General features: G+C 68.1%; 14 protein-coding genes. 3 read left to right on the top strand and 11 right to left on the bottom strand.

Translation table 11 applies throughout. The annotated features are described in order from the left end of the window. Nucleotides 1-27: 27 nt before the first annotated feature. The 8 genes from ASC95_RS23185 to ASC95_RS23150 all read right to left on the bottom strand — a co-directional run bounded on the left by ASC95_RS23185 (nucleotide 28) and on the right by ASC95_RS23150 (nucleotide 7,666). Entirely contained in the window at nucleotides 28-288 is a 261-nt protein-coding gene (locus ASC95_RS23185; RefSeq protein WP_157256465.1) for a hypothetical protein, read from the bottom strand. 65 nt (nucleotides 289-353) lie between these two features. Beyond that, entirely contained in the window at nucleotides 354-1,907 is a 1,554-nt protein-coding gene (locus ASC95_RS23180) for a polyamine aminopropyltransferase (RefSeq protein ID WP_057300041.1), read from the bottom strand. Continuing rightward, the gene (locus ASC95_RS23175) at nucleotides 1,904-2,857 is read right to left on the bottom strand and encodes a PD40 domain-containing protein (RefSeq protein WP_057300040.1); all 954 of its coding nucleotides are present in this window, start codon (nucleotides 2,855-2,857) and stop codon (nucleotides 1,904-1,906) included. The genes ASC95_RS23180 and ASC95_RS23175 overlap by 4 nt, the downstream gene beginning before the upstream one ends. Nucleotides 2,858-2,892: 35 nt before the next feature. Further along, entirely contained in the window at nucleotides 2,893-3,237 is a 345-nt protein-coding gene (locus ASC95_RS23170; protein WP_057300039.1) for a YciI family protein, read from the bottom strand. 155 nt (nucleotides 3,238-3,392) lie between these two features. After that, nucleotides 3,393-4,751 (bottom strand): M48 family metallopeptidase, encoded by a 1,359-nt coding sequence (locus ASC95_RS23165; RefSeq protein ID WP_057300038.1) that lies wholly within the window; start codon nucleotides 4,749-4,751, stop codon nucleotides 3,393-3,395. A gap of 60 nt (nucleotides 4,752-4,811) precedes the next feature. Next, entirely contained in the window at nucleotides 4,812-5,033 is a 222-nt protein-coding gene (locus tag ASC95_RS23160; protein WP_057300037.1) for a DUF350 domain-containing protein, read from the bottom strand. A 22-nt stretch (nucleotides 5,034-5,055) separates the two neighbouring features. Next, nucleotides 5,056-6,645: a DUF4178 domain-containing protein gene (locus ASC95_RS23155; protein ID WP_057300036.1), complete on the bottom strand. Its 1,590-nt coding sequence runs from the start codon at nucleotides 6,643-6,645 to the stop codon at nucleotides 5,056-5,058. Next, on the bottom strand, nucleotides 6,638-7,666 hold the full coding sequence (locus ASC95_RS23150; protein ID WP_057300035.1) for an SPFH domain-containing protein: 1,029 nt from the start codon (nucleotides 7,664-7,666) through the stop codon (nucleotides 6,638-6,640). The genes ASC95_RS23155 and ASC95_RS23150 overlap by 8 nt, the downstream gene beginning before the upstream one ends. 112 nt (nucleotides 7,667-7,778) lie before the next feature. Here ASC95_RS23150 and ASC95_RS23145 point away from each other — a divergent pair, with 112 nt between their 5' ends. The 3 genes from ASC95_RS23145 to clpB are packed head-to-tail and all read left to right on the top strand — an operon-like array spanning nucleotide 7,779 to nucleotide 11,265. Then, nucleotides 7,779-8,252 carry a molybdenum cofactor biosynthesis protein MoaE gene (locus ASC95_RS23145; protein ID WP_057300034.1) on the top strand — a complete coding sequence of 158 codons (474 nt, stop codon included), beginning with the start codon at nucleotides 7,779-7,781 and terminating at the stop codon, nucleotides 8,250-8,252. Further along, nucleotides 8,222-8,614 (top strand): fluoride efflux transporter CrcB, encoded by a 393-nt coding sequence (gene crcB / locus ASC95_RS23140; protein ID WP_369820634.1) that lies wholly within the window; start codon nucleotides 8,222-8,224, stop codon nucleotides 8,612-8,614. The genes ASC95_RS23145 and crcB overlap by 31 nt, the downstream gene beginning before the upstream one ends. A 59-nt stretch (nucleotides 8,615-8,673) precedes the next feature. Beyond that, on the top strand, nucleotides 8,674-11,265 hold the full coding sequence (gene clpB, locus ASC95_RS23135) for an ATP-dependent chaperone ClpB (protein WP_057300032.1): 2,592 nt from the start codon (nucleotides 8,674-8,676) through the stop codon (nucleotides 11,263-11,265). Nucleotides 11,266-11,289: 24 nt separating this feature from the next. Here clpB and ASC95_RS23130 read toward each other — a convergent pair whose 3' ends face one another. From ASC95_RS23130 to ASC95_RS23120, 3 genes are read right to left on the bottom strand one after another with little or no spacing between them, the layout of a single operon-like run. After that, nucleotides 11,290-12,636, bottom strand: coding sequence for a GGDEF domain-containing protein (locus tag ASC95_RS23130; RefSeq protein WP_057300031.1), 1,347 nt, complete (start codon nucleotides 12,634-12,636; stop codon nucleotides 11,290-11,292). A 57-nt stretch (nucleotides 12,637-12,693) separates the two neighbouring features. Then, nucleotides 12,694-13,677 (bottom strand): DUF2804 domain-containing protein, encoded by a 984-nt coding sequence (locus tag ASC95_RS23125; RefSeq protein ID WP_082568033.1) that lies wholly within the window; start codon nucleotides 13,675-13,677, stop codon nucleotides 12,694-12,696. Continuing rightward, the gene (locus ASC95_RS23120; RefSeq protein WP_057300029.1) at nucleotides 13,674-14,660 is read right to left on the bottom strand and encodes an AraC family transcriptional regulator; all 987 of its coding nucleotides are present in this window, start codon (nucleotides 14,658-14,660) and stop codon (nucleotides 13,674-13,676) included. Before ASC95_RS23120 ends, ASC95_RS23125 begins: the two co-directional genes overlap by 4 nt. Nucleotides 14,661-14,724 lie beyond the last annotated feature (64 nt).

The following is a 14,724-nucleotide window of genomic DNA, read 5'->3' as shown; positions in this document are numbered from 1 at the left end:
CCTGCCGCGCAGTACCGACGCCCGCGGCTAGTTGCGGTGCGCCGGGTCGAGATCGATGTTGGCACCTTCCCCGGTGGCAAAACGCCACTCGCGCAGTTCGGCGGCCAGCACTGGATGCTTGTCGGCGTCGGCGCGGCGGATCAGCTCCTCCACGTTGCTGTCGCTGACATGTTCGTGCCCGACACCTTTCACCAGGTTGTCGTAGACGCTGTCGATGTCGGCAGGGTCACTGTTGGCTGGTGTGGTGGGCACGTCGTGCTGGGCCTGCGTCGGGTCGGTGGATTGCATGGGCGGCTCCTGCGCCGGCGCCATCGGCCGGCGATCCCATGTTGTGGCAAACGGCGTTCCCGCTGTCAATGGACCTTGCCCCATTCCGCCTCGAACTCCTGCACCAGCACCTGGTTGCTGAGCCGGTTCACCTCGGTGGGCAGGCGGGCCATGTCGGGCGGAAAGTCCAGCAGGGCCGGCAAGCTTTGCAGGCTCAGGAAGCGCAAGCCGTCCGGCAGCCGCGCCGGCGTGTGGAAGGGCCGGCGCGAGGCCAGCACGAAGCCCCATTCGCCGAAGCTGGGCACGTGAGCGTGGTAGGGCGTGACCGTCAGGCCAACGGATTCCAGCGTCGTGACGACGGTCCAGAAGCTGCGCCGGGCGATCAGCGGTGAGGTGGTCTGCACGACGGCATAACCGGTCGCACTCAGGTGCTGGTCGACCAGCTCGTAGAAGCTGGCCGTGTAGAGCTTGCCCAGTGCAAAGTTGGACGGGTCGGGGAAGTCGATGACGATGACGTCGAAGACTTCCGGGTGCTGCTCCAGCCAGCCAAAGGCGTCAGCGTTGACGATGCGCAGCTTGGGCGACGACAGCGAGCGGTCATTGAGCGCCGCCAGCTTCGGCGTCGACGTGAACAGGCCGGTCATCAGCGGGTCCAGCTCGACCAGCGTCACCTGCTCGACGCTGGGGTACTTCAGGATCTCGCGCACGGCCATGCCGTCACCGCCGCCGAGCACCAGCACGCGCTTGGGCGCGCCCTGCGCCGCCATCGCCGGATGCACCAGGGCCTCGTGATAGCGGTACTCGTCGCGCGAGTGGAACTGCAGGTTGCCGTTCAGGAACAGCCGCGTGCCGCCACCGCCGTCGGTGACGACGATGCGCTGGTAGGCGCTGCTCTGCTTGAAGACGATGTGCTCGCCGTAGAAGCGCTCCTCGGACCAGCGCGTCAGGGCATCGGCGCCCAGCAGCGCGCCCACCAGCAACACCGCCGACAGCGCGCAGGCGAGGGCCTGGCTGCGGCGCGCGCGCAGTTCGGCGCGAAAGATCCACAAGGCCCAGACCGCCACGGCCACGTTCAGCAGGCCGAAGGCGATGCCGGTGCGCACCAGACCGAGCTGGGGCACCAGCACCAGCGGGAAGGCCAGGGCGACGAGCAGGGCGCCGAGGTAGTCGAAGGTCAGCACCTGGGAGACCAGGTCCTTGAGGCCGTAGCGTGCGCTGAAATGGCGCTTCAGGATGCGCATGACCAGCGGGATCTCCAGCCCCACCAGCGCACCCACCAGCAGCACCAGCGCGTAGAGCAGCGTCTTGAACGCCGCGCCTTCGCCCGGCGGCAGCAGGCTGTGCACGGCGAACAGGCCCGCCGGCATCAGCCCGCCAATGACGCCGACGAGCAGCTCCACCTGCAGGAACACGCCCACCAGCTGGCGCTCGACGAAGCGCGACAGCCACGAGCCCAGGCCCATCGCGAACAGGTAGACGCCGATGACGGTGGAGAACTGCAGCACCGAGTCGCCCAGCAGATAGCTGGCCAGCGCACCGGCCGCCAGTTCATAGACCAGCCCGCAGGCGGCGATGACGAAGACGCTGGCCAGCAGCAGCAGCTCGGCCAGAGAGGCACGCGAGGCGGGCTGCTCCGTCACGGCTTGGGTGCGGTCAGCAGCACCGAGAAGGCCAGGTGCTTGCCGTCAGGGCTGGCCGCAATGTTGCGGATGGCGCCGCCAATGTCGGGCAGCTCGGCAAACGGCTTGAAGCTGCCGCCCGGCTTGCCGTCCCAGCGCAGCAGCTGGTGGCCACGCGCCATCAGGATCGAGCCGTCCGGCAGCGCGACGAAATACTGGCTGCGGTTGGCGTCTTTTTCGCTCTCTGGACCGATGGGCGTCTCCACCAGTACCTGCGGCGCCTTGTCACCTGCGCCCATCGCACAGATGCGCCAGTGCGCCGGGTCGGTCTGGTCGAGGAACAGGGCGCGCTTGGCGTCGGCGGCGCGGCCGAACGACCGGCCGGGCTTGGCGGTCAGCAGCGTCTGCTGGCCGGTGGTGCGGCTGATGAGGACGGCGCGATGGTTGTTGCGCTCCGGGACGTCATCGACGATGAAGGCGGCGAGCAGGTCGAGCGTGATCCAGGCGTGATAGCCGATGCGCTTGGTGGGCACGACGGGCGCAACGGGCTTGCCGTCCCAGCTGAAAAGCCACAGGGACGGCTCGTTGACCTCGATGCCGTAGGCTGGGTCCGCGGTGATGACGCGGATGGCAGAGAAACCGTTGCCGTCGGCCAGCGGTGTCGGCGAGTAGAGGTTCTCGGTCGTCTTGGTGACCGCCACGGTCGTACCCTTGGCCAGATCGTGCCGGTAGATGTTGTTCGACCCCGAGCGGCCTGAGGTGTAGACGACGGCCGAACCGTCGTGCGTGAAAGCCGGCTGGAAGTTGTTGCCCTTGCCAGGCGTGATGTTGCGGGTGTCGCTGACCTTGCCCGCGGCGACATCGAGCCGCGCGACGAAGATGGCCACGTCGGGTGGCGCGTCGGCGGCCGCAACGGGCAGGGCGATCGCAAGGAGCAGGGCCTGGGCGAGGCCGCGGACGGAGAAGGTCATGGCTGGCCAGTGCAGTCGTTCAGCGGGCCGCGAGTCTAGAACGACACCGGGCGGGGCAGGGCCTTGCTCCAGTAGAAGATGTCCCAGCCGGCGCGCAAACCGCCGGCGGTGAAGGGGTCGGTCGCGATCAGCGCCTCGACGGCGGCCTTGCTCGGCGCCCGCACGACCCACAGGCCACCTACCGGCGTGTCCTCGGGCGATTCGCGCAGCGAGCCGGCGGCGCGCAAGCTGTCGCCCTGCGCCGCAACCCATTCCAGATGGGCCTGCAGCAACTCCTTGCGCAGTTCGCCGGCGCCAGGCTTGTCGTGGAAACGCACGGCGAACAGCGTCCAGTCCTCGTGGGCGTTGCTGGTCAGCGTGGCGAAGTCGTGCGATGACATCTCAGTTCTCTTCGTGTTCGGGCCGAGCGCTGGGCCGCTCCCGAGCCGGCCCGCGTTGACGATGTGCTTGCCGGTCGATCCGGCAAGCATCGTCGTCCCCTCGGGGGACCGACCAGGCGCGCCACGTTCAGTGGGGCGAGGCTGCGCGAGGGGCTTCACGGACTGCCCATGGCCTCGCGCCAGCGCATGGCGTCGTAGATGCGGCTTCGCGTGCCGGGATGGTGAAAGAAGATGAATTCCTCGACCGGGCCAGGATCGGCCTTGCGGTACTCCACCAAGCGCAGCTGGGCTTCGGCAAAGCCCAGCGGCTCGCGCGACAGGTTCAGGCCGAAGCGGTCGGCTTCGACCTCGTTGGTGCGCACGAGGGTGTTCCAGGCCGGCGTGGCGAGCGCGAGGAACACCGAGAACAGGGCCATCAGCAGCGGCAGGCCGGCAATGTCGTCAATGCGGCTGACGCCCGTGCTCGCGGCGAAGCGGGCCAGCAGCCGGTGCATCGCCCATTGCACGATGCCAAAGCCCAGCAGCAAGAGCAGGCTCATCGCCAGCAGCGTCTTGACGACGTGATTGAGCACGAAGTGGCCGAGCTCATGCCCCATGACGGCGCGGATCTCGGCCTCGCTGGTGCGGCGCAGCAGGTTGTCGTTCAGGCGCACGGCCGCCGTGCCAAACAGGCCGGTCACATTGGCGCTGATGCGCGTCGTCTGGCGCGAAGCGTCGAACTCGTAGACGTTGTCCACCGGCACGCCGTTGGCATGGGCCATGCGCAGCACCGCCGCCTTGACGGGGCCGTCCTCAACCGGCTTGTAGGTGTTGAACAGCGGCTCGATGAAGACGGGGCTCAGCGCGATCATGAAAGCCAGCAGGGCGATGCCCAGCACCGTGCCCCAGATCCACCAGCGCTCGCCGGTGCGGCGGATGACGGCGTAGAGCACCGCGAACACGACCGCCGCCAGCGCGAGGTTGACGGCCAGGCTCACGAACTGCTCGCCCGCCCAGGCCCAGAAGGTCTGGGTCGACATGCCGTAGGCCTGTTCGCGCACGAAGCCGGTGTAGATGGACAGCGGCAGGCTCAAGGCCCAGGCGGCCAGCAGGTAGGTGGCGCCGAACAGCATGTCCCGGCGCACCGGCCCGCGGCCGACGCGCGCGGCCCAGTCGCGCACGCGTGCTGCGCGCCGGCCCGACAGCATCAGGGCTGCGATGCCCAGGCCCAGCAGCAGGTCCCAGAGCTGCATCCAGTAGCCACCCTCCCAATAGGCGGCCGATTTGGCCAGTACGTCGGCCGGCAGCCTGTCCATATAGGCCTGGGTGGCCGCCTCGGCGTCGCGCGGCAGGGCGGCACGCCAGGCATCGTCGACCGGGCGGATGCGAAAGCTCGAGGCCTGTGCGATGGCGTCGGCCTTCTGGGCCTGGGTTGCGGCGGTTGGCGCCGAGGCCGCGTTCGTGTCCTGTCCGTGGGCGGTTGTCAACGCAAGGCCCAAGGCCCATGCGGCGGCTGTGGTCAGCCCTCTCTTCATCACAAGCTCCTGATGTCGAAACGGCGTGATTGTGCTGACCGGCCGCCCGGTTGGCGCGGCTCAACCGTGGATGGCCGCCGCGACGATGTTGCCGATGGAAATGCACATCGCGCCAACGACGATGGCCAGCGCGATGTTCTTGTGCTCGACGAGTTCTTCCCAGAGCTTGTACGGCGTCATCTTGTCGACGATGACGAAGGAGAGCCAGAAGATGACGACACCGATGACGGCGTACATCGTCGAGCCGAGGATGACCTCGGGTTTGAGCCAATCAAGTGTCATGGTGCTCTCCTGCTGTGTTGGGTCACTTGTGGCCGCCGCCACCGCTGCTGTAGCCGCCGTAGCTGCCGCCGCTGTTGCCGATATAGGCGCCGCTGCCGCGCGAGCTGGCGCGGCACTGGCGGTATTCGTTGCTGTTCTCGCCGAAGCTGTTCTTGTACTGCTGGCAATCGTCGCTGGAGCAGGCGCGCAGCAGGGCGAACAGCAACACGACGAGGAACAGGCCGATGATGATGTTGCGCAGCAGGTTGCCGCCGCTCTTGAAGGCCGAAGTGTCACGCGCAAACTGGACGGCCGGGGCCACCAGGTTGAAGGCCGTCTTGACGGTGTCGGCCGGCACCGGGCTGCCGCCGCTCCAGGTGATCTCGGGGCCCTGTTGCTCGCGGCTCAGCAGGAATTGGCCGTCGCGGGTGATGTAGTCGGTGACCTGGACGCGGTCTTCCAGCTTCACGGGCCAGTAGAACTCCCCCAGCACATGGGTCGTCTTGGCGCCGTAGACCCAGCGCTGCGCGTAGTCGCGGCCTTGCCAGCTGACGCCGCCGCGGCCCGAGGTGGGCGCGCCGGTCAGCGTGCGCACCAGGCTCCAGCCCTCGCGGGTGTCGACGAGGAAGGCGAAGCCGGCCAGTCGGTTGTAGAGGAGGTATTCGCGCCAGAAGCTCTGCTCGTCGTCGGCGTCTTCGGGAATGTCGCAGCGCTCCTGGTAGCCGACGACCGTCCAGGCTTCGGGCTTGCCGTCGACTGCCAGCGTGCCGGTGCGGCCCAGCGGAATCAGCGGCGGCAGGCCGCGATCCTGTGGGGTGAAGCCGAGTGCCTTGGACTCGCCTTCCGGCAAGTCGACCACGGCATTGCACTGGGCACAGACCATGCTCTTGGTCTGCGTGAGCTTGGGCTCCAGCGGTGCACCGCAACTCGGGCAGGCTATTGATCTGCCCTTGAACTTGGCTTCGGCCACCGACTCGCCCTCGGCCGTCGTGCGCAGGCCCTGTAGCGCCATGTCGGCGAGAAGCACATTGCGGCCAACGGACCAGATCGGCGCCGCGCCGTCGCGGTATTCCAGGCTGCCGACCTCGCCCTTGTCGTTGCGCAGCTCGATGACGCGGCCCGGCTTGGGCGGCCGTGGCAACTCGCCTTCGGCCGCACGCAGTGCCGCCTCGACGATGGCGGCCACCTGCCAGCGCTGGCCGGCCAGCGTCAGCGGCTGGCCCAGGGCGGGGGCTCCGGACGGCGTTTCGGCGAGCGGTGCCTCCAGGCTGAGGACGAACTGGCCGTTGTCCTCGCTCAACCAGGCCACGCGCGGTGCGTCGGCACCGGTGTCGAAGAACAGATGCCATTCGTTCCAGTTGCCCAGCTCCGAGCCGCGCTGCACGCGGCCGACGACGGTGAAGCCGCGGCCCATCCAGCGGCCGCTCGTGCCCAGCTGCAGCGGCGAATAGTCTTCGAAGATCTCGGCGCTCTGGCCGATCTGGCTCAGCGCCTCACCGTCGCGAAGCAAGGTGCTGCGGCAGAAGCCGCAGACGGCCGTGCTCGAGGCCGCGCTGGCGAATTCGACCGGCGCGCCGCAATTGGGGCACGCCGCGCGCCAGCGCCGCTGGGCGGCTGGCGTTTGCTCAGCCAAGCTTCTTCAGCAGATCGGCCTTCTTCGCGGCGAATTCCTCGTCGGTCAGGATGCCCTTGGCCTTGAGGTCGCCGAGCTTTTCCAGCAGCGAGACGATGTCTTCGGGCTTGCTGGCTGCGGGGGCAGGTGCGGCCGTGCCGACGCCGGCCAGGCCTTGGCCCAGCGTCTGCGCGAGCGTCTGGCCCAGGGCCACGCCGGCACCCAGGCCGATGGCTTCGCCGGCGATACCGCTGCCGCCACCACCGCCCTTGGCCATTTCGGGCAGGGCCTGTGCCGCCTGGTATTGCATGAACTGGCCCATGTTCTGGCCAATGATGCCCATGCCGATGCGCTGGTCGAGGATCTTCTGCAGCTCCTCGGGCAGCGACACGTTCTGCATCGTCACCGAGATCAGCTCCAGGCCGATGGCCGTGAAGGACTCGGCGGTCGCGTTTTTCAGCGCGGCAGCGAACTCGACCTGGTTGGCAGCCAGGTCCAGGAAGGGCGTGCCGCTGCTGGCGACGGCGTCGCTGATGTGCTGCAGCATCAGGCCACGCAGCTGGCCGTCCAGGTCCTGCACCGTATAGCGCTCGCGCGTGCCGGAGATCTGCGTGTGGAAGACCTTCGGGTCCTGGATGCGGTAGGCGTAGTTGCCGAAGGCGCGCAGGCGCACGGCGCCGAAGTCCTTGTCGCGGATGGCGACCGGCTGGCTGGTGCCCCAGCGCTGGTCGATCTGCTGGCGTGTGCTGAAGAAGTAGACGTCGCTCTTGAAGGGGGACTCGAACAGCTTGTCCCAGTTCTTCAGATAGGTCAGTACCGGCAGCGTCTGGGTCGTCAGCTTGTGGGTGCCCGGGCCGAAGACGTCGGCCACTTGACCCTCGTTGACGAAGACGGCGACCTGGGATTCCCGCACGACGAGCTGGCCGCCGTTTTGAATTTCCATGCCGGACATCGGGAAGCGCCAGGCCAGCGTGCCGTCGGCGTCCTCCGTCCACTGGATGACGTCTATGAACTGTTTCTTGATGAAATCCATCAGGGCCATGTCGATTCCTGGCTGCGTGAGAAGAAATGAGGGGCAAGTATCCGGCGGCGGGCTCTGACTTCAACGGCCAAACATGTGAATCTCACCGCGCGCCAGGGCGAGAATCTCTGCCATGCCCAGAGTTTGCATCCAGTCCGGAGACTTTGACGTCGGCGCCGAAACCTCCGCCCTGCGGATGGGGGATGGCGGCGTCGGTGCCGTCGTCGCCTTCGTCGGTACCGTGCGCGAGCACAGCAGCAGCGCGGCAGTGTCGGCAATGGAGCTGGAACACTACCCGGGCATGACCGAGGCGGCCATCGAGGCCATGGTCGACGCAGCCATGGCCCGCTTCGATATCCGTGCCGCCAAGGTCATCCACCGCGTCGGCACCCTGCAGGCCCGCGACCAGATCGTGCTGGTGCTCGTCACCAGCGCCCACCGAGGGCAGGCCTTCCAGGCCTGCGAATTCCTGATGGACTATTTGAAGACCCAGGCACCGTTCTGGAAGAAGGAACACACGCCGGACGGCGCGCATTGGGTGGATGCCCGCGTAGCTGACGACGAGGCGCTGGCGCGGTGGGGAATCGCCGGAGGGAACGCCCTGTGAACGCTTTGGCAGTTTCGGTAGGCGCCGCCTTGGGCGCGCTGACGCGCTGGCAGGCCGGCCTGCTGTTCAACACCCGTTGGGCCGGCTTCCCGCTCGGCACGTTGCTCGTCAATCTCGTGGGCGGGCTGCTGATCGGCATGGCGCTGGAGTGGTTGGGCCGCCATCCGAACGAATTGCTGAAACTTTTGCTGGTGACCGGCTTCCTCGGCGGGTTGACGACGTTTTCGGCTTTTTCGGGCGAGTCGCTGGCGCTGTTGCGCCATGGTGAGCTGGGCATGGCCGCCGCCCATACGTTGGCCCACGTGCTGGGAGCGCTTTTTGCCGCCTGGCTGGGCATGCGTCTCGCGCAGGCCTTGATCTAGCTCAACTTGAAAAGCGCCGGCTGGCGCCCACTTGGCTTGGCAACCGGAGGATTCCCACCATGCGTGCCGACAAGTTCACCACCCGCTTCCAGGAGGCCCTGGGTGAGGCCCAGAGCCTGGCCCTGGCCCGCGACAACCCCTATATCGAGCCCGTCCACGTGCTGGCGGCCATGCTGGCCCAGGACGAAGGCCCGCGCGCGCTGATGGAACGCGCCGGCGTTAACGCCGGCGGCCTGCGCACGGCGCTGGACGGCCTGATGGCTGGCCTGCCCCAGGTCAGTGGCTCGGGCCAGACCGTGCAGGCGGGGCGCGATCTCGTTTCCCTGTTGCAGGCGGCGGAGAAGGAAGCCACCAAGCGTGGCGACCAGTTCATCGCCAGCGAAATGTTCCTGCTCGCGCTGACCGAGGCCAAGACCGACCTGGCCGGTGTGGTGCGGGGCCACGGCCTGACGCGCCGGGCGCTGGAGTCCGCCATCGAGGCCGTGCGCGGCGGGCAGAAGGTGGAGTCGGCCGAGGCCGAAGGCCAGCGCGAGGCGCTGAAGAAATACACGCTGGACCTGACCGAGCGCGCCCGCCTGGGCAAGCTGGACCCCGTCATCGGCCGCGACGAGGAGATCCGCCGCACGATCCAGGTTTTGCAACGCCGCAGCAAGAACAACCCGGTGCTGATCGGCGAGCCGGGCGTGGGCAAGACGGCCATCGTCGAAGGCCTGGCCCAGCGCATCATCAACGGCGAGGTGCCAGATTCACTGAAGGGCAAGCGCGTGCTGGTCCTGGACATGGCCTTGCTGCTGGCCGGTGCCAAGTACCGCGGCGACTTCGAGGAGCGCCTCAAGGGCGTGCTCAAGGAGGTCAGCCAGGACGCCGGCCAGACCATCCTCTTCATCGACGAGATCCACACCATGGTGGGCGCCGGGAAGTCCGAGGGCTCCATCGACGCCGGCAACATGCTCAAGCCCGCCCTGGCGCGCGGCGAGCTGCACTGCATCGGCGCGACGACGCTGGACGAATACCGCAAATACGTCGAGAAGGACGCTGCCCTGGAGCGCCGCTTCCAGAAAGTGTTGGTCGACGAGCCGACGGTGGAGGCCACCATCGCCATCCTGCGCGGCCTGCAGGAGAAGTACGAGGTGCACCATGGCGTGGAGATCACCGACCCGGCCATCATTGCCGCGGCCGAGCTGAGCCATCGCTACATCACCGACCGCTTCCTGCCCGACAAGGCCATCGACCTCATCGACGAGGCCGCGGCCAAGATCAAGATCGAGATCGACTCCAAGCCCGAGGCCATGGACCGTCTCGACCGCCGCATGATCCAGCTCAAGATCGAGCGCGAGGCGGTCAAGAAGGAAAAGGACGAGGGTTCGATCAAGCGCCTCGGCCTCATCGAGGACGAGCTGCTGAAGCTGCAGCGCGAGTACAACGACCTGGAAGAGATCTGGACCGCCGAGAAGGCGCAGGCCCAGGGCTCTGCCCACGTCAAGGAAGAGATCGACCGCGCCCGCCAGCAGATCGAGGAATGGAAGCGCAAGGGCGATTTCAACAAGGTTGCAGAGCTGCAATACGGCCGTCTGCCCGAGCTGGAGAAGCAGCTCAACGACGCCCAGGCCAAGGAGGCCGGTAAGGCGGGCACCAACCGGCCGCAACTGCTGCGCACGCTGGTGGGCGCCGAGGAGATTGCCGAGGTGGTCGCACGTGCCACGGGCATTCCCGTCTCCAAGCTGATGCAGGGCGAGCGCGAGAAGCTGCTGCAGATGGAAGCCAAGCTGCACGATCGCGTCATCGGCCAGGACGAGGCCATCCAGGCCGTGTCTGACGCCATCCGCCGTTCACGCGCCGGCCTGAGCGACCCGAACCGGCCGCTGGGCAGCTTCCTGTTCCTGGGCCCCACCGGCGTGGGCAAGACCGAGCTGTGCAAGGCGCTGGCCGGCTTCCTGTTCGACAGCGACGACCACATGGTCCGCATCGACATGAGCGAGTTCATGGAGAAGCACTCGGTGAGCCGCCTCATCGGTGCGCCTCCCGGCTATGTCGGCTACGAGGAAGGCGGCACGCTGACCGAGGCCGTGCGCCGCAAGCCCTATTCGGTGCTGCTGCTGGACGAGGTCGAGAAGGCCCACCCGGACGTGTTCAATGTGCTGCTGCAGGTGCTGGACGACGGCCGCCTGACCGATGGCCAGGGCCGCACGGTGGACTTCAAGAACACCGTCATCGTCATGACGTCCAACCTCGGCTCGCAGCACATCATGGCGCTGTCGGGTGAGAAGGACGAGGTCATCCGCGAGGCGGTCTGGGGCGAGGTCAAGACGCACTTCCGGCCAGAGTTCCTGAACCGCATCGACGAGACGGTCATCTTCCACGCGCTGGGCGCCGACCACATCAAGTCCATCGCCCGCATCCAGCTGCGGCTGCTCGAGGCACGCCTGGACAAGATGGAGATGAAGCTGGACGTCAGCGAGGCGGCGCTGGACGAACTGGCCAAGGTCGGCTTCGACCCGGTCTTCGGCGCACGGCCGCTGAAGCGGGCCATCCAGCAGCGCGTCGAGAACCCGTTGTCCAAGCTCATCCTGCAGGGGCGCTTCGGCCCGAAGGATGTGATCCCGGTGCAGGTCGAAGGCGGCGTGTTCTCGTTCGGGCGCGTCGTGCACTGAGCGTCGTGCGCGGCGCCGCCACGCTCAGAGCGTGGTGACGGCGTCGTGCGCGGTGTCGAGTTCGACGCGGTTGCGGCCGGCCGCCTTGGCGCGGTAGAGGGCCGCGTCGGCGCGCTTGAAGGCGCGGTGGGTCGACGCACCGGGCGGTGCCAGCGCGACGCCGAAACTCGCGGTGATGCCGAAACGGCCCTTGGTGTCGAAATTGCCGTGCTGCACGGCATCACGCAGCTTCTCCGCCAGCCGCACCGCGTCGTCGGCATGGCGGCCCTGGCAGGCGACGAGGAACTCCTCGCCGCCCCAGCGGCCGATGACATCAGTGGTGCGCAGATTGGCCGACACGATGGCGGCCATGCGGCGCAGCACCTCGTCGCCGACGGCGTGGCCCCAGCGGTCGTTGATGTGCTTGAAGTGGTCGATGTCGAGCAGCACCAGCGCCACGCCGGCCGACTCGGCCTCGAAATCTTCCAGTGCCGACTCCAGCCCGCGGCGGTTGAGCACCCCGGTCAATTCATCGATGGTGGCCAGGCGGCGCAGCTTGTCCTGCTCGACGCGCAGCAGCCGGGTGCGTGCCGTCAGCGCATCGATCTCGCGCTGCTGGCGCAGATGGCTGCGCCGCAGCGCACGCCACTGCCGGCCCACGACGGTGCCGGCCGCCAAAAGCCAGGCGCAGAGCAGGCCGAGGTAGAGGGTGTCGCGGGCGATCCAGGGTCCCTTGAGCGTGAGATGCCTCAGCTCCAGCTCGTGGTTCTGCCCGGCGAGGCTGTCCGTCAGGTCGATGGACAGGGAGGTCACGTTTTCGACGCTGGGCCGGTTGAACTCGCGAGGCAGGTCGAACTGCGTGATCCACCACTCGGGCACGGTCAGCTCAGCGAGTTCGAGGGTGACCGGCTTGGTGACATCGCGCCCCCTCAGGTTGATCGACTGCATGCGGGAGCTGTTGCCGTCGGTCAGCTTGGAAAAGCGCGGGTCGAAATTGCGCAGGGCCACGCGCAGATGAGCGGCGTTGCCCCGGTAGGCCAGGTCCAGCTCCAGGGTGTCGAATCCGTTCAGGTTCCTGCCGCGGGCCGGGTCATCGCCACTCAGCACGAGGGTGATGCCACACGCTTGCGAAGGGCTGTTCGCGGGATTGCGGCAAACCCAGTGGCGGCGTTCGTAGTCGACCCACTGCACGGGAGAGGGCTCGCCCGGGACGTCGCCCGGAGCGATCAGGTACAGGTTGCTCACCGCACCCGGGGCCGCGAGATCGATGCTGCGCTCGGGCAGCCAGGCCTGGGCCAGCACCAGTGCCACGGTCAGCGCAATGCCGGCCGCGAGGTTGCGTGTGGATGAGGAGGCGTGAAGCACGTAGGTGGGCGGCTGGAGATGCGCCATGACTGTATCGACCCGCCCCGGTACTTGAACCGACCTGCCGAGCCCGAGCGTGACGTATCACCAGCGGGAGCGGTGGTCCTCGGTCACGCCCAGCAGGCCGTCGATGCGGCGCGCCGGTGCGCCGGCGCCGGCTCGCACGGTGCCGGCAAAGCAGCCGATGGGTTGAACGTAGTGGCTGGCAGCGACGAGGAGGTCGCGGTTCTCGGCACGTGCACCTTCGGGCGTAAAGACGAGGTCAAGCAGGCCGTCGTCGGTGTGCACCCGCCACGGGCGCAGCGGCTGGGTGGGATCGAAGTCGAAACGGGCGCCAGCCAGCGCGATCGGCATGCCGTCCAGCCACAGCACGTTCTCCTGCCCGCCGAAATAACCCTGCTGCAGATTGAAGCCGACGTCGGCGCGATGGGCGCTGGCCCAGCGCCAGGCGGTGTTGCGGGCGAGCAGGCCATTGGACGCGTCGACCGCTGCCCAGGCGCCATCCAGGCCGAAATGCTGCCCCTCGGCCTCGGCCCAGCCTTGCACGGGCAGCGCCGTGGTCTTCTGCGTCGCATGGACGATGCCGCCTTCGATGGGGCCGATGGCCAGCAGCGGTGGCGCCATGCGGCCGAGGTCCAGGCGGGCCTGGATGCGCAGTGCGCGCGTCGCGACGGTGAGGCGCAGGCTGTCGTCCGGCTCGTGGCAGAGCGCCAGCCGCGCGCCGGGGCCGCGGAACCAGGCACGGGCGCCGGCGAGCGGCGCGTCGGATACACCGGCCTGCAATCCCGGCAGGCCGTCCTGGCGCCAGTTGGCCAGCAAGGTGCGGCGACGGCGGTCGAAGAGGTAGGCGAAAGCCGTGCAGGTCCAGCCGAGGTGGACGATGGCGACACCGATGAAGAGCTGCTCATTGCCCAGGCCGACGTAATGCCAGCGCTTGTGATGCAGCCTGTGCCAGAACCACGAGCGGCGCTCGCGCAACGGAGACCAATCGATGCGCGATATGCGGCCGACATAGCGGCCGTGGGCGGGGGCGCCGTCAATGACGACGGTTTGGGGAGCCAGGTTCATCGTGAATGTTGTCTGCGCCATTGCAGCGGTGCCTGACCCGTCCACTGCCGGAAGGCGCGCGTGAAGGCGCTTTGTTCGGAATAGCCAAGCAGCAAGGCCACTTCAGCCAGCTCGACGCCGGGGTCGCGCAGATAGGCCTCGGCCAGCTGCTGGCGGGTCTGCGACAGCAAGGCCTGGAAGCTCTGGCCCTGCTCAGCCAGCCGCCGTTGCAGGCTGCGCGGGCTCATCTGCAGGCTGTGTGCGAGGTCCGGCAGTTGGGTACGGCCCGAGCGAATCAGGCCGACCAGGGCCTGGCGCCAGACGCCGACCGGCTCGCTGACGGCAGCCACCTCCTGCAGCAGGCGTTCGGCTTGATCGTCGAGCAGCGCCAGCAGGGCCGCGTCGGCGCCGCGCAAGGGCAAGGCGAGGTCGCTCAGCGCCAGCACGAGGCGTGTGCTGGGCTGCTCAAAGCGCACCGCGCCGCCGAAGAAGTCCTCGTAGGGCCGCACATCGGCCGGGCGGCGGTTGACGAAGTCCACCGCCAACGCGCGCAGCGGCCTGCCCGTGAACTCCCGCGTCAGCTGCACCAGGGCCGCGATGGCGGTCTCGTCGACGAGGGCGCCGGGGCGGCCGCGCTCCACGCCCCATTCGATGCAGATGCCCTCGGGGCAGGGGTGAACCTGGGCGATGTTCACGTCGTAGACCGAGCGGTGATAGCGCTCCAACCGCTGCAGGGCCTCGCCCAGCGTCCCGCAGGCCAGCGCGGCGAAGCCGACGACGCCGAAGTGCCGCGGCGCGATGCCGCGCGCCAGGCGCAGCGGGAAGGTCGACTTGGGGCCCGGGTCGAGGTCGCGTGCCCGCTCGAGCAGCGCCTGCCAGCGGCGCAGCGCGACAAAGGTCTCGGCCGGCGCCGGCGGTGTGCCCAGGGCTTCGGCGCGGCCGAGCGCGCCCATGTGCTCGAAGAGCAACTGGGCATAGCTGGCAGCGACACGGGTCTCATCCATGGCCAGTCGATGATGCAGCAGTGCCGACCGCGGCCCCCTGCGTGATCTCCCCAGGCGTGGCGTG

The organism is Pelomonas sp. Root1217 (assembly GCF_001425705.1).
Lineage (GTDB): Bacteria > Pseudomonadota > Gammaproteobacteria > Burkholderiales > Burkholderiaceae_C > Pelomonas.
Note: the sequence above shows the minus strand (reverse complement) of the source record. Positions and strands in the feature narration are given on the sequence as shown.

Excerpts from the sequence above, each read along its gene's own strand:
- ASC95_RS23150 (WP_057300035.1), bottom strand. The coding sequence starts at position 7,666 with ATGGCCCTGATGGATTTCATCAAGAAACAGTTCATAGACGTCATCCAG.
- ASC95_RS23130 (WP_057300031.1), bottom strand. The coding sequence starts at position 12,636 with ATGGCGCATCTCCAGCCGCCCACCTACGTGCTTCACGCCTCCTCATCC.
- ASC95_RS23165 (WP_057300038.1), bottom strand. The coding sequence starts at position 4,751 with ATGAAGAGAGGGCTGACCACAGCCGCCGCATGGGCCTTGGGCCTTGCG.
- ASC95_RS23185 (WP_157256465.1), bottom strand. The coding sequence starts at position 288 with ATGCAATCCACCGACCCGACGCAGGCCCAGCACGACGTGCCCACCACA.
- ASC95_RS23145 (WP_057300034.1), top strand. The coding sequence starts at position 7,779 with ATGCCCAGAGTTTGCATCCAGTCCGGAGACTTTGACGTCGGCGCCGAA.
- ASC95_RS23120 (WP_057300029.1), bottom strand. The coding sequence starts at position 14,660 with ATGGATGAGACCCGTGTCGCTGCCAGCTATGCCCAGTTGCTCTTCGAG.
- ASC95_RS23160 (WP_057300037.1), bottom strand. The coding sequence starts at position 5,033 with ATGACACTTGATTGGCTCAAACCCGAGGTCATCCTCGGCTCGACGATG.
- ASC95_RS23125 (WP_082568033.1), bottom strand. The coding sequence starts at position 13,677 with ATGAACCTGGCTCCCCAAACCGTCGTCATTGACGGCGCCCCCGCCCAC.
- ASC95_RS23170 (WP_057300039.1), bottom strand. The coding sequence starts at position 3,237 with ATGTCATCGCACGACTTCGCCACGCTGACCAGCAACGCCCACGAGGAC.
- clpB (WP_057300032.1), top strand. The coding sequence starts at position 8,674 with ATGCGTGCCGACAAGTTCACCACCCGCTTCCAGGAGGCCCTGGGTGAG.
- ASC95_RS23175 (WP_057300040.1), bottom strand. The coding sequence starts at position 2,857 with ATGACCTTCTCCGTCCGCGGCCTCGCCCAGGCCCTGCTCCTTGCGATC.